Here is a 13,803-nt window from a genome sequence, read left to right as displayed (position 1 = left end):
TTACCATGAGTGGATTACGTCCGGCATTATCGACATTTCTCTTTCTGTTATTGATTACTGGCGGCGTGTACCCGCTGCTGACCACCGCGCTGGGGCAATGGTGGTTTCCCTGGCAGGCCAATGGTTCGTTGATTCGCGAAGGTGATACGGTGCGCGGCTCGGCATTAATCGGGCAGAATTTTACCGGCAACGGCTATTTTCATGGTCGCCCGTCGGCAACGGCAGAAATGCCCTATAATCCACAGGCTTCTGGCGGGAGCAATCTGGCGGTCAGTAACCCGGAGCTGGATAAACAAATCGCTGCACGCGTTGCCGCATTACGGGCCGCTAACCCGGATGCCAGCGCGAACGTTCCGGTTGAACTGGTGACGGCGTCGGCAAGCGGGCTGGACAATAACATCACCCCGCAAGCGGCGGCCTGGCAGATCCCACGCGTGGCGAAAGCGCGTAATCTCAGCGTTGAACAGCTCACGCAGCTGATCGCAAAATATAGCCAACAACCGCTGGTGAAATATATCGGCCAGCCGGTCGTCAACATTGTCGAACTCAATCTGGCGCTGGATAAGCTTGATGAATAACGAACCCTTACGTCCCGACCCCGATCGTCTGCTGGAACAAACTGCCGCGCCGCATCGGGGGAAGCTAAAAGTATTCTTCGGTGCCTGCGCAGGCGTCGGGAAGACCTGGGCGATGCTGGCGGAAGCCCAGCGACTGCGGACGCAAGGGCTGGATATTGTGGTTGGCGTGGTAGAAACCCACGGGCGGAAAGATACCGCCGCAATGCTGGAAGGGCTGGCTGTTCTGCCGCCCAAACGCCAGGCGTACCGTGGGCGGCATATCAGCGAGTTTGATCTCGATGCCGCCCTCGCCCGCCGTCCGGCGCTGATCTTAATGGACGAACTGGCGCACAGTAATGCGCCAGGTTCTCGTCATCCTAAACGCTGGCAGGACATTGAAGAGCTGCTGGAAGCGGGCATTGATGTTTTCACTACCGTCAACGTTCAGCATCTGGAAAGCCTGAACGATGTGGTCAGCGGCGTCACCGGAATTCAGGTGCGGGAAACCGTGCCCGATCCCTTTTTTGATGCTGCCGACGACGTAGTGCTGGTGGACTTGCCCCCGGACGATCTGCGTCAACGGCTGAAAGAAGGCAAAGTCTATATTGCCGGGCAGGCGGAGCGCGCCATTGAACATTTTTTCCGCAAAGGCAATCTGATCGCCCTGCGCGAACTGGCACTGCGCCGTACTGCCGATCGCGTGGATGAGCAAATGCGCGCCTGGCGGGGGCATCCTGGCGAAGAGAAAGTCTGGCACACGCGCGACGCGATTCTTTTATGTATTGGGCATAACACCGGCAGCGAAAAACTGGTCCGCGCGGCGGCGCGGTTGGCGTCACGGCTGGGGAGCGTCTGGCACGCGGTGTATGTTGAAACCCCTGCCCTGCACCGCTTACCGGAGAAGAAACGTCGGGCAATTCTCAGCGCCTTACGTCTGGCGCAGGAGCTGGGCGCGGAGACGGCAACACTTTCTGATCCAGCGGAAGAAAAAGCCGTAGTGCGTTATGCCCGTGAACATAATCTCGGCAAGATTATTCTCGGTCGCCCGGCCTCGCGCCGCTGGTGGCGTCGGGAAACGTTTGCTGACCGACTGGCGCGCATCGCCCCCGATCTCGATCAGATTCTGGTCGCGCTTGATGAACCACCCGCCCGCACGATTAACAACGCGCCGGATAGCCGCTCTTTTAAAGACAAGTGGCGGGTACAGATTCAGGGATGCGTGGTTGCCGCCGCGTTATGCGCCGTTATCACCTTAATTGCCATGCAATGGCTGATGGCGTTTGATTCCGCCAACCTGGTGATGCTGTATCTGCTTGGCGTGGTGGTAGTGGCACTGTTTTATGGACGCTGGCCTTCGGTGCTTGCTACCGTCATTAATGTGGTGAGTTTCGATCTCTTTTTTATCGCCCCACGCGGCACGCTCGCCGTCTCTGATGTGCAGTATCTGCTGACTTTCGCGGTGATGTTAACCGTCGGGCTGGTGATCGGGAATCTTACTGCTGGCGTACGTTATCAGGCGCGGGTAGCCCGTTACCGCGAGCAACGCACACGACACTTATATGAAATGTCGAAAGCTCTGGCTGTGGGCCGCAGTCCGCAGGACATCGCCGCCACCAGCGAACAATTTATTGCTTCTACGTTTCATGCCCGCAGCCAGGTGTTGTTGCCCGATGACAACGGTAAATTACAGCCGTTAACACATCCGCAAGGAATGACGCCGTGGGAAGATGCCATCGCGCAGTGGAGTTTTGATAAAGGCCTGCCTGCGGGCGCGGGCACCGATACGTTACCCGGTGTGCCATACCAGATTTTGCCGTTAAAAAGCGGTGAGAAAACCTACGGGCTGGTGGTGGTGGAACCGGGGAATCTGCGCCAGTTGATGATCCCGGAACAGCAACGCCTGCTGGAGACGTTTACGTTGTTAGTCGCCAATGCCCTGGAACGCCTGACGCTGACCGCCAGCGAAGAACAGGCGCGGATGGCAAGCGAACGTGAACAGATCCGCAACGCCCTGCTGGCGGCGCTTTCGCATGATTTACGCACACCGCTTACGGTGTTGTTCGGTCAGGCAGAAATCTTAACGCTCGATCTGGCAAGCGAAGGATCGCCCCACGCCCACCAAGCCAGCGAGATCCGTCAGCATGTACTGAACACGACCCGACTGGTGAATAATCTACTGGATATGGCGCGAATTCAGTCCGGCGGCTTTAATTTGAAGAAAGAGTGGTTAACGCTGGAAGAAGTAATCGGCAGCGCGCTGCAAATGCTGGAACCGGGTTTATCCTCGCCCATCAATCTTTCTCTGCCAGAACCGCTGACCTTAATCCACGTTGATGGGCCACTCTTTGAACGGGTGCTGATTAATCTGCTGGAGAACGCGGTGAAATACGCGGGTACACAGGCCGAAATTGGTATCGATGCCCACGTTGAGGGCGAAAATCTACAACTGGATGTCTGGGATAACGGCCCCGGTCTTCCACAAGGCCTGGAGCAGGCGATATTCGATAAGTTTGCTCGCGGAAATAAAGAGTCGGCGGTGCCGGGTGTAGGGCTTGGGCTGGCAATTTGTCGGGCAATTGTGGATGTACACGGCGGCACCATTACCGCGTTCAACCGACCGGAAGGTGGTGCCTGTTTTCGTGTTACACTTCCCCAGCAAACTGCCCCTGAACTTGAAGAATTTCATGAGGATATGTGACAAACGTTCTGATTGTTGAAGATGAACAGGCTATTCGTCGCTTTCTGCGCACGGCGCTGGAGGGTGACGGTATGCGCGTCTTTGAGGCCGAAACGCTGCAACGCGGCTTGCTGGAAGCGGCAACCCGTAAGCCCGATTTGATTATTCTCGATCTCGGCCTGCCAGACGGTGATGGGATTGAGTTTATCCGCGACCTGCGCCAGTGGAGCGCGGTGCCGGTGATTGTGCTTTCCGCACGTAGCGAAGAGAGCGACAAAATCGCCGCGCTGGATGCTGGAGCGGATGATTACCTGAGTAAGCCATTTGGTATTGGTGAATTGCAGGCCCGTCTGCGCGTCGCATTACGCCGCCACTCCGCCACCACCGCGCCCGAGCCGCTGGTGAAATTTTCCGATGTTACCGTCGATTTAGCTGCCCGCGTGATTCACCGCAGTGAGGAAGAGGTGCATCTCACCCCGATTGAATTCCGCCTGCTGGCGGTGCTGCTCAACAATGCCGGAAAAGTGCTCACCCAGCGCCAGCTTCTCAACCAGGTGTGGGGACCAAACGCGGTCGAACACAGCCACTATTTGCGTATTTATATGGGACATCTGCGACAAAAACTGGAGCAAGATCCCGCCCGCCCCCGCCATTTCATTACTGAAACCGGTATTGGCTATCGTTTTATGCCATGAATGTTTATTCAATAAATGCGCTTAAAAAATTATTAATTTATTATTAATTCTGCCAAAAATATTATTTGGCAGTTTTAATTTCTTAATGCAAATATAAACCACGAAATCACAACATTTAAATAACAAAACAGCATCTAATATGGCACTATTCATAATTAATGATTTATTATTTGGGGTATGATCGTTTTTTGTTGATCTTCTTCACAGATTATAGCCATTTCCTGGATAGAATAATCCTACCTTCAACTGACACAGCAAAAGGTAAAGGAAAATGGAAAATAATAGCCGCACAATGCCTCATATAAGGCGGACAACCCATATCATGAAGTTTGCCCATCGTAATAGTTTTGACTTTCATTTCTTTAATGCCCGCTAGTCTTCTGACTAAAGGGCACCCCAGCGTACAGGTCTCCCTGACTTTAAGCATTACAGGTTAATACCTGTATCCCTCGGTGCTCATATACTGCTAACCCTTTTAAACTCTTAATAATTCGAGTCGCAGCATAGGCAACTTGAAGTATGACGAGTATAGCCAGTTACCGGGCTGGTCTGGGTTATTGCATCTGCAAAAAGCAAACTACTGATTTATTTATCAGCGGTGGAGTTTTGCTTTTTTTCCGGCGTGATCGATTTCTCCTTTGAGAAATTGAGGACCTGCTATTACCTGAAATAAAGAGATGAACAAAATGTCAGAATTAAAAATTGCCGTTAGTCGTTCTTGCCCGGATTGTTTTTCTACTCATCGTGCATGCGTGAATATTGACGAAAGTAATTATATTGACGTTGCCGCCATTATTTTATCGGTCAATGATGTTGAACGTGGAAAACTCGATGAAATAGACGCTACTGGCTATGGCATTCCTGTTTTTATTGCAACGGAAAATGAAGAACGTGTACCAGCAGAATATCTGCCACGTATTTCTGGTGTCTTCGAGCATTGCGAATCACGTAAAGAGTTTTATGGACGTCAGTTAGAAACCGCTGCCAGCCATTATGAAACGCAACTGCGCCCGCCCTTCTTCCGCGCACTGGTCGATTATGTCAATCAGGGCAATAGCGCTTTTGACTGCCCGGGTCATCAGGGGGGTGAGTTTTTCCGTCGTCATCCGGCTGGGAATCAGTTCGTGGAATATTTTGGCGAAATGCTCTTCCGCTCCGACTTGTGTAATGCCGACGTAGCAATGGGTGATCTTCTGATTCATGAAGGCGCGCCATGCATTGCACAGCAACATGCGGCAAAAGTGTTTAATGCCGATAAAACGTACTTTGTTTTAAACGGCACATCCTCCTCCAACAAAGTGGTTTTAAACGCCCTGCTGACACCGGGTGATCTGGTGCTGTTTGACCGTAATAACCATAAGTCTAACCACCACGGAGCGTTGCTACAGGCTGGTGCAACACCGGTTTATCTGGAAACGGCACGTAACCCGTATGGCTTTATCGGTGGCATTGATGCGCACTGCTTCGAAGAAAGTTATCTGCGTGAACTGATTACAGAAGTTGCACCGCAACGGGCAAAAGAAGCGCGTCCGTTCCGCCTCGCTGTAATTCAGTTAGGCACCTACGACGGTACTATTTATAACGCCCGCCAGGTGGTGGATAAAATCGGTCATCTGTGTGACTACATCCTGTTTGACTCAGCATGGGTCGGCTATGAACAGTTTATTCCGATGATGGCGGACTGTTCGCCACTGCTGCTGGATCTTAATGAGAACGATCCGGGTATTCTGGTTACGCAATCTGTGCATAAACAGCAGGCTGGTTTTTCCCAGACTTCACAAATTCATAAAAAAGACAGCCATATCAAAGGGCAACAGCGTTATGTACCGCACAAACGCATGAACAACGCCTTTATGATGCACGCCTCCACCAGCCCGTTCTATCCGTTGTTTGCCGCACTGGATATCAACGCCAAAATGCATGAAGGTGTCAGCGGTCGTAATATGTGGATGGATTGTGTGGTTAACGGTATTAATGCCCGCAAATTGATCCTCGATAACTGTCAGCACATTCGTCCGTTCGTGCCTGAACTGGTGGATGGTAAACCCTGGCAGTCGTATGAAACAGCGCAAATTGCGGTTGATCTGCGCTTCTTCAAATTTGTACCCGGTGAGCACTGGCATTCTTTTGAAGGCTACGCAGAGAATCAATACTTTGTCGATCCGTGCAAACTGTTGCTGACAACCCCAGGTATTGATGCACGTAACGGCGAATACGAAGCGTTCGGTGTACCCGCGACGATTCTTGCTAACTTCCTGCGCGAAAATGGCGTAGTGCCGGAAAAATGCGATCTTAACTCCATCCTCTTCCTGCTGACTCCGGCAGAAGATATGGCCAAACTTCAGCAACTTGTTGCCCTGCTGGTTCGCTTCGAAAAACTACTGGAGGCTGATGCGCCTCTGGCGGAAGTACTGCCTTCCATCTACAAACAGCATGAAGAGCGTTACGCCGGTTATACCCTGCGTCAGTTGTGCCAGGAAATGCATGATTTGTATGCCCGTCACAACGTGAAACAACTGCAAAAAGAGATGTTCCGTAAGGAGCACTTCCCACGCGTCAGCATGAATCCACAAGAAGCCAACTACGCCTATTTACGCGGTGAAGTGGAGCTGGTTCGTCTGCCGGATGCAGAAGGCCGTATCGCTGCCGAAGGTGCGCTTCCTTATCCTCCGGGTGTGCTGTGTGTTGTTCCGGGTGAAATCTGGGGTAGTGCTGTTCTGCGTTACTTCAGCGCTCTGGAAGAAGGGATCAACCTGCTGCCAGGTTTTGCACCGGAGCTGCAGGGTGTCTATATCGAAGAACATGATGGTCGTAAGCAAGTTTGGTGCTATGTCATCAAGCCTCGTGATGCGCAAAGCACCCTGTTGAAAGGGGAAAAATTATGAGTCAGGCTAAATCGAACAAAATGGGCGTCGTTCAGTTAACCATACTGACGATGGTCAACATGATGGGCTCCGGCATCATCATGCTGCCGACAAAGCTTGCCGAAGTTGGGACAATCTCAATAATCTCCTGGTTGGTGACTGCCGTAGGCTCAATGGCGCTGGCATGGGCATTCGCAAAATGCGGCATGTTCAGCCGTAAATCAGGTGGTATGGGCGGTTATGCCGAGTATGCTTTCGGTAAATCCGGTAACTTTATGGCGAACTACACTTACGGCGTCTCGCTGCTGATTGCTAACGTCGCAATTGCTATTTCGGCGGTTGGTTACGGCACCGAACTGCTCGGCGCGAGTTTGTCGCCAGTGCAGATTGGTCTGGCAACCATCGGAGTGCTGTGGATTTGTACCGTGGCTAACTTTGGTGGTGCGCGCATTACCGGGCAAATCAGTAGCATTACCGTGTGGGGGGTCATTATTCCGGTGGTCGGCCTGTGTATTATCGGCTGGTTCTGGTTTAGCCCGACGCTGTACGCTAACTCATGGAACCCGCACCATGTGCCGTTCTTTAGCGCTGTAGGTTCTTCCATCGCCATGACGTTGTGGGCTTTCCTCGGTCTGGAGTCAGCCTGTGCCAACGCCGAAGTAGTTGAAAACCCGGAACGTAACGTGCCGATTGCAGTTCTTGGCGGTACGTTAGGTGCGGCGGTGATTTATATCGTCTCCACCAACGTGATTGCCGGGATTGTGCCTAATATGGAGCTGGCAAATTCAACGGCACCATTTGGCCTGGCTTTCGCACAGATGTTCACACCAGAAGTGGGTAAAGTCATTATGGCGCTGATGGTGATGTCCTGCTGCGGTTCACTGCTTGGCTGGCAGTTCACCATTGCCCAGGTGTTTAAATCTTCATCTGATGAAGGCTACTTCCCTAAAATTTTCTCCCGTGTAACCAAAGTGGATGCACCGGTTCAGGGAATGTTGACCATTGTGATTATTCAGAGTGGATTGGCACTGATGACCATTAGCCCGTCACTGAACAGCCAGTTCAACGTGCTGGTTAACCTGGCCGTGGTGACCAATATTATCCCGTATATTCTGTCGATGGCGGCGTTAGTCATTATTCAGCAGGTCGCCAATGTGCCACCATCAAAAGCGAAAGTAGCAAACTTTGTTGCCTTTGTTGGTGCGATGTACAGTTTCTATGCGCTGTACTCATCCGGGGAAGAAGCCATGCTGTACGGTTCCATCGTGACTTTCCTTGGTTGGACACTGTATGGTCTGGTATCACCACGCTTTGAACTGAAAAACAAACACGGTTAATAAAGCGAAATAAAAAAGGGCGATTGAATGATCGCCCTTTCAGATTATTAGCAAAGTACTCGTTGTTCATGCCGGATGCGGCGTGAACGCCTTATCCGTCCTACAAAATAGTGCAAATTCAATATATTGCACCACCCTCGTAGGCCTGATGAACGTAGCGTATCAGGCTATCATAAGTAAAAAGGGCGATCTTCCGATCGCCCTTTTTCTTATTTAATGTGTTTACGCGTTTTTCAGAACTTCGCTAACAATCTCAACCGCTTCTTTCTCAATCTGCTTGCGATGTTCTTCACCAAGGAAGCTTTCGCAGTAGATTTTGTATGCGTCTTCTGTGCCTGACGGACGCGCGGCGAACCAGCCGTTGTCAGTCATCACTTTCAGACCGCCAATAGAAGCACCGTTGCCCGGTGCCGCCGTCAGGCGCGCGGTGATCGGGTCACCAGCCAGGGTGCTGGCGCTCACCATTTCCGGAGACAGCTTAGACAGCGCCGCTTTTTGTGCGGAAGTCGCAGCTGCCTGCAAACGGTTGTAGCTCGGCGCACCAAAGCGTTTTGCCAGTTCGTTGTAGTGTTCCTGCGGGTTCTTACCGGTAACTGCAGTGATTTCCGCCGCCAGCAGACACATGATGATGCCGTCTTTATCAGTAGACCACGGCGTGCCGTCGAAACGCAGGAAGGAAGCCCCTGCGCTCTCTTCGCCGCCAAAGCCGAAGCTGCCGTCGAACAGACCATCAACAAACCATTTGAAGCCTACCGGGACTTCTACCAGCTTACGGCCCAAATCATTGACCACACGGTCGATCATCGCAGATGAAACCAGCGTTTTACCGACAGCAACATCTTTGCCCCACTGCGGACGATGCTGGAACAGGTAGTTGATCGCCACCGCCAGGTAGTGGTTCGGATTCATCAAACCTGCCGGAGTGACGATACCGTGACGGTCATAATCCGGGTCGTTAGCAAACGCCAGATCGAACTTATCACGCAGTGCCAGCAGACCCGCCATCGCACACTCGGAGGAGCAGTCCATACGGATCGCGCCGTCTTTATCGAGGTGCATAAAGCGGAAGGTTTGATCGACCTGATCGTTAACAATGGTCAGGTTGAGGTTGTAATACTCGCCAATGCGCTTCCAGTATTCGATACCGGAACCGCCCAGCGGATCAACGCCCAGCGTCAGGCCCGCTTTCTGAATCGCAGCCATATCAACGATATCGGCCAAACCTTCCACAAACGGCTGCACCAGATCCTGCTCTTTCACATGACCGGATGCCATCGCTTCGTCAAGGGAGATACGCTTCACGCCTTTCAGGCCATCGGCCAGCAGTGCGTTGGCCCTGTCTTCCACCACTTTAGTGACGTTGGTATCAGCCGGGCCACCATTTGGCGGGTTGTATTTGATACCCCCATCTTCCGGCGGGTTATGGGACGGTGTAATCACGATACCGTCTGCCAGCGGACCACCTTTTTTATTGTGAACCAGAATGGCATTGGAAACGGCAGGCGTCGGAGTGAAGCCATTGTTTTCCTGCACAATGACATCAACACCGTTCGCTGCCAGCACTTCCAGTACGGAAATGAACGCAGGCTCGGACAGAGCGTGAGTATCTTTACCCACATAGCAAGGGCCAGTGATGCCGTTTTTCGCACGTTCTTCAGCAATTGCCTGAGCGATCGCCAGAATGTGCGGCTCGTTAAAGCTGTGGCGCGCTGCACTGCCACGGTGACCGGAAGTACCGAATTTCACCGCGTGCTCCGCATTCCCTGCTTCTGGTTTCAGTACATAATATTGCGCCGTCAGTTGGGCGACGTTAATCAAATCACTCTGTTGTGCAGGTTGGCCTGCACGGTTGTGGATAGCCATTGCTTTGTCCTTTATTTGCAACGTTTTAGATAGTTCCGCAAACCTTCTCAATCAATTCCGCCGGGAATTGCATCGACTGCATGATGTGTTCGATCATGCTGCATTTACGGCCGGTGTTGGTGTTGGTGATCACCCAATACGGTGTGCCTGGCACGTGTTTCGGCTTGGTCTGATTACCATTTTTCAGCAGCGTTTGTTCATCAGCTGCAAAGTAAACGCGCGTGCGGCCATGCAACGATTCCGTTGCCTCAGCAAACGCCTGGGCGTCAAGAGAATATAGTGTAGACAACAGCAGCATAAAGCGATTGACCGCTCGTTTTTGCTCTGCGTATTCGTCTGAAAGCAGAAGTTCACGCATTGCGCGAACCTTGTCTTTAATCGTTTTGACCGGCTTCGCTTCGACGATAACAGGTGACGCAACGCGAACCTCTTTCGTCACCGGAGCAGCAGGCTGTGATGCGGCGGAAAATTTCAACATACGCCGTAAAATGTCGGATGCGCTCTCGCCGATATGCTTAGTGTGGCTGGCAATATAGCTGTAGAGTTCATCATCAACTTCAATCGTTTTCATCTTAATCCAGTGCAGTGTCTTAGCTGAATACAAGTCGCCAGGAGTATATGAATAAATCCCGGCAGCGGATAGCGTCAAGCCTGGCTTGCAGAAAAAATCGGAGTAACCCGTATTTGTTGCAGCCCTGTGGCACAATGGTCAACATAATACCCTAACCCGACAACGCGAAAAAAAGAACTTTGCCATGAAATTGAATATCCGCACGCAAACTGCACAAAACCAGCACATTAATTCTCCCATCGTCCTCGTACACGGCCTGTTTGGCAGCCTCGACAACCTTGGCGTACTGGCTCGCGATCTGGTAAACGATCACAATATCATCCAGGTTGATATGCGTAACCACGGTCTTTCACCGAGAGATCCGGTGATGAGTTACCCGGCGATGGCCCAGGATCTTGTTGACACTCTGGATGCACAGCAGATCGATAAGGCGACATTTATTGGACACTCAATGGGCGGCAAAGCGGTGATGGCACTGACTGCACTGGCCCCCGATCGCATCGATAAACTGGTGGCGATTGATATCGCGCCGGTCGACTATCACGTACGCCGTCATGATGAAATTTTCGCGGCTATCAACGCAGTCAGTGAATCCGACGCGCAAACTCGCCAGCAAGCAGCGGCAGTAATGCGCCAGCATCTTAATGAAGAAGGGGTGATTCAGTTTCTGTTGAAATCTTTTGTTGACGGGGAGTGGCGCTTTAACGTGCCGGTATTGTGGGATCAGTATTCGCATATTGTGGGTTGGGAGAAAATCCCGGCATGGGATCACCCTGCCCTGTTTATCCCTGGTGGCAATTCTCCGTATGTTAGCGTGCAGTATCGTGATGATTTACTGACACAATTTCCACAGGCACGAGCGCATGTGATTGCTGGCGCGGGTCACTGGGTCCATGCTGAAAAACCGGATGCGGTATTACGCGCTATCCGTCGCTATCTCAATGATTAACGTAACTGATTAAAAACCCAGCGTCCGCGTCGCTTTCCGCGCGTGGGCGTTGGCGTGACTCATCGCGCTGATGTATTATGGCGCGCTATCCATCCGGGCAGGCGCCTGGCTGATTGTTTCCCCCGAAGTCACCAAGATCATGGCCAAAGAACAAACGGACCGTACGACATTAGATCTGTTCGCGCACGAGCGTCGACCGGGACGACCGAAAACTAATCCGCTTTCGCGCGATGAACAGCTGCGTATTAATAAACGCAACCAGCTAAAACGCGACAAAGTACGTGGCCTTAAGCGTGTCGAACTGAAGCTGAACGCGGAAGCTGTCGAGGCACTGAACGAGCTGGCAGAATCGCGCAATATGAGCCGTAGCGAACTGATCGAAGAGATGTTAATGCAGCAACTGGCGGCGCTGCGTAGTCAGGGCATCGTTTAAATTTCCACTTTCATGTAGCACAGTGTGCAGTCCTGCTCGTTTGCTGATTCCGCAAGACTGCCTGTTCTGCTATGATTGCCTTTATCCGTGGGCAATTTTCCACCCCCATTTCAATAAGTTTCAAGAGGTTATTTCACTCATGGCTATCACTGGCATCTTTTTCGGTAGCGACACCGGTAATACCGAAAATATCGCAAAAATGATTCAAAAACAGCTTGGTAAAGACGTTGCCGATGTCCATGACATTGCAAAAAGCAGCAAAGAAGATCTGGAAGCTTATGACATTCTGCTGCTGGGCATACCGACCTGGTATTACGGCGAAGCACAGTGTGACTGGGATGACTTCTTCCCGACTCTCGAAGAAATTGATTTTAATGGTAAACTGGTTGCGCTGTTTGGTTGTGGCGACCAGGAAGATTACGCTGAATACTTCTGTGACGCATTGGGTACCATCCGCGACATCATTGAACCGCGCGGCGCAACTATCGTTGGTCACTGGCCAACTGCGGGCTACCACTTCGAAGCGTCAAAAGGTCTGGCAGATGACGACCACTTTGTCGGTCTGGCTATCGACGAAGACCGTCAGCCGGAACTGACCGCTGAACGTGTAGAAAAATGGGTTAAACAGATTTCTGAAGAGCTGCATCTCGACGAAATTCTCAATGCCTGACGTAATACGGCGTAGACTCGTGTCTACGCCGTATTAATAGATAATGCCAATCAAAATAATTGCTACAAATTTGTAACTTTTGCCGTTGTACCTGTACAATGTCCCGGTGTTCAAGTGGCCTTGCCATTGTAAATGTAAGCTGAGCCACGTTTTTATTAACAATATTTGCCAGGGACTTGTGGTTTTCATTTAGGCGTGGCAATTCTATAATGATACGCATTATCTCAAGAGCAAATTCTGTCACTTCTTCTAATGAAGTGAACCGCTTAGTAACAGGACAGATTCCGCATGACTGATAACAATACCGCCCTAAAGAAAGCTGGCCTGAAAGTAACGCTTCCTCGTTTAAAAATCCTGGAAGTTCTTCAGGAGCCGGACAACCATCACGTCAGTGCGGAAGATTTATACAAACGTCTGATCGATATGGGTGAAGAAATTGGTCTGGCTACGGTTTATCGCGTACTGAACCAGTTTGACGATGCTGGTATCGTCACCCGCCACAATTTTGAAGGCGGTAAATCCGTATTTGAACTGACACAGCAACATCACCACGATCACCTGATCTGCCTCGACTGCGGTAAGGTTATCGAATTTAGTGATGATTCCATCGAAGCGCGTCAGCGTGAAATCGCCGCAAAACATGGCATTCGGCTGACTAACCATAGTCTCTATCTTTACGGCCACTGTGCCGAAGGCGATTGCCGCGAAGATGAGCACGCACACGAAGGCAAATAAGCCCGCCTGAACGAGAAAAGCCAACCTGCGGGTTGGCTTTTTTATACAAGGGAAATAAGAAAAGCGAGAGTTACAGCTCTCACTTATTTGTTATTGCTGCGAATTTCCTGCCAGACCTTATCACAATCGGTTTTCACCGCCTGGTCATTACCGGTTTGCGTTGCCTGAATGCACTGCTGATAATCCAGCACACGGACACTTTCCTGCTCGGCAAATTGCTGATGTTGTTTCTCTTTCTTCAGCACGTTTAACACGCTCTGACAGGCTTCAATTTTTTCCGGCGAACCTTGCGCGGTGTTGATACAGGCGCTGTATGCCTCTTTCAGACGACTGTCTTCCTGTGGCGCGGTTGATTGTGCACAAGCCACCAGCCCCGATGCCATCATGGCGATGAGAATCAGTTTTTTCATTGCAAATTCCTCAAACGTGCGGCAGGCACAAAACCTGCCGCG

At 51.4% G+C, this 13,803-nt stretch carries 15 protein-coding genes; 12 read left to right on the top strand and 3 right to left on the bottom strand.

Features of this window, described 5'->3' with window-relative positions; genetic code table 11:
• Positions 1-5 precede the first annotated feature (5 nt).
• The 7 genes from kdpC (at position 6) to potE (ending at position 8,130) form a co-directional block, all read left to right on the top strand.
• On the top strand, positions 6-578 hold the full coding sequence (gene kdpC, locus K0335_RS20755) for a K(+)-transporting ATPase subunit C (protein ID WP_002431425.1): 573 nt from the start codon (positions 6-8) through the stop codon (positions 576-578).
• Complete coding sequence (kdpD, locus tag K0335_RS20750) at positions 571-3,255, top strand: two-component system sensor histidine kinase KdpD (RefSeq protein ID WP_219394074.1); 2,685 nt, start codon at positions 571-573, stop codon at positions 3,253-3,255. The genes kdpC and kdpD overlap by 8 nt, the downstream gene beginning before the upstream one ends.
• Complete coding sequence (gene kdpE, locus K0335_RS20745) at positions 3,252-3,929, top strand: two-component system response regulator KdpE (protein ID WP_000186081.1); 678 nt, start codon at positions 3,252-3,254, stop codon at positions 3,927-3,929. The genes kdpD and kdpE overlap by 4 nt, the downstream gene beginning before the upstream one ends.
• A 158-nt stretch (positions 3,930-4,087) precedes the next feature.
• Positions 4,088-4,234 (top strand): TonB-dependent receptor, encoded by a 147-nt coding sequence (locus tag K0335_RS22640; protein WP_071821803.1) that lies wholly within the window; start codon positions 4,088-4,090, stop codon positions 4,232-4,234.
• On the top strand, positions 4,201-4,305 hold the full coding sequence (locus K0335_RS20740; RefSeq protein ID WP_211180488.1) for a leader peptide SpeFL: 105 nt from the start codon (positions 4,201-4,203) through the stop codon (positions 4,303-4,305). Before K0335_RS22640 ends, K0335_RS20740 begins: the two co-directional genes overlap by 34 nt.
• 310 nt (positions 4,306-4,615) lie before the next feature.
• Positions 4,616-6,814, top strand: coding sequence for an ornithine decarboxylase SpeF (gene speF, locus K0335_RS20735; protein WP_104919479.1), 2,199 nt, complete (start codon positions 4,616-4,618; stop codon positions 6,812-6,814).
• Positions 6,811-8,130, top strand: coding sequence for a putrescine-ornithine antiporter (potE, locus tag K0335_RS20730; RefSeq protein WP_000075831.1), 1,320 nt, complete (start codon positions 6,811-6,813; stop codon positions 8,128-8,130). The genes speF and potE overlap by 4 nt, the downstream gene beginning before the upstream one ends.
• Positions 8,131-8,352: 222 nt before the next feature.
• Here potE and pgm read toward each other — a convergent pair whose 3' ends face one another.
• Together pgm and seqA are read right to left on the bottom strand one after the other, a co-directional pair.
• The gene (pgm, locus tag K0335_RS20725) at positions 8,353-9,993 is read right to left on the bottom strand and encodes a phosphoglucomutase (alpha-D-glucose-1,6-bisphosphate-dependent) (protein WP_001297249.1); all 1,641 of its coding nucleotides are present in this window, start codon (positions 9,991-9,993) and stop codon (positions 8,353-8,355) included.
• 25 nt (positions 9,994-10,018) lie between these two features.
• Positions 10,019-10,564, bottom strand: a complete 546-nt coding sequence (seqA, locus tag K0335_RS20720) for a replication initiation negative regulator SeqA (RefSeq protein WP_002431422.1) — start codon at positions 10,562-10,564, stop codon at positions 10,019-10,021.
• Positions 10,565-10,748: 184 nt separating this feature from the next.
• On the opposite strand from seqA, the gene ybfF reads away from it, so the two are divergent.
• The 5 genes from ybfF to fur all read left to right on the top strand — a co-directional run bounded on the left by ybfF (position 10,749) and on the right by fur (position 13,351).
• A complete protein-coding gene (gene ybfF, locus K0335_RS20715; RefSeq protein WP_104919363.1) occupies positions 10,749-11,513 on the top strand; it encodes an esterase in 765 nt (254 codons plus the stop codon).
• Between the two features lie 139 nt (positions 11,514-11,652).
• On the top strand, positions 11,653-11,946 hold the full coding sequence (ybfE, locus tag K0335_RS20710; RefSeq protein WP_001300829.1) for a LexA regulated protein: 294 nt from the start codon (positions 11,653-11,655) through the stop codon (positions 11,944-11,946).
• Positions 11,947-12,085: 139 nt separating this feature from the next.
• Complete coding sequence (gene fldA / locus K0335_RS20705) at positions 12,086-12,616, top strand: flavodoxin FldA (RefSeq protein WP_001018618.1); 531 nt, start codon at positions 12,086-12,088, stop codon at positions 12,614-12,616.
• A 209-nt stretch (positions 12,617-12,825) separates the two neighbouring features.
• Positions 12,826-12,912 carry a fur leader peptide gene (uof, locus tag K0335_RS20700; RefSeq protein ID WP_001406816.1) on the top strand — a complete coding sequence of 29 codons (87 nt, stop codon included), beginning with the start codon at positions 12,826-12,828 and terminating at the stop codon, positions 12,910-12,912.
• Positions 12,905-13,351: a ferric iron uptake transcriptional regulator gene (gene fur, locus K0335_RS20695; protein WP_000131702.1), complete on the top strand. Its 447-nt coding sequence runs from the start codon at positions 12,905-12,907 to the stop codon at positions 13,349-13,351. The genes uof and fur overlap by 8 nt, the downstream gene beginning before the upstream one ends.
• A gap of 83 nt (positions 13,352-13,434) precedes the next feature.
• On the opposite strand, the gene chiQ is transcribed toward fur, so the two are convergent.
• Complete coding sequence (chiQ, locus tag K0335_RS20690) at positions 13,435-13,761, bottom strand: ChiQ/YbfN family lipoprotein (protein ID WP_000733595.1); 327 nt, start codon at positions 13,759-13,761, stop codon at positions 13,435-13,437.
• Positions 13,762-13,803: the final 42 nt, after the last annotated feature.

Source organism: Escherichia sp. GZ89 (assembly GCF_019366485.1).
Classification (GTDB): domain Bacteria; phylum Pseudomonadota; class Gammaproteobacteria; order Enterobacterales; family Enterobacteriaceae; genus Escherichia; species Escherichia fergusonii.
Note: the sequence above shows the minus strand (reverse complement) of the source record. Positions and strands in the feature narration are given on the sequence as shown.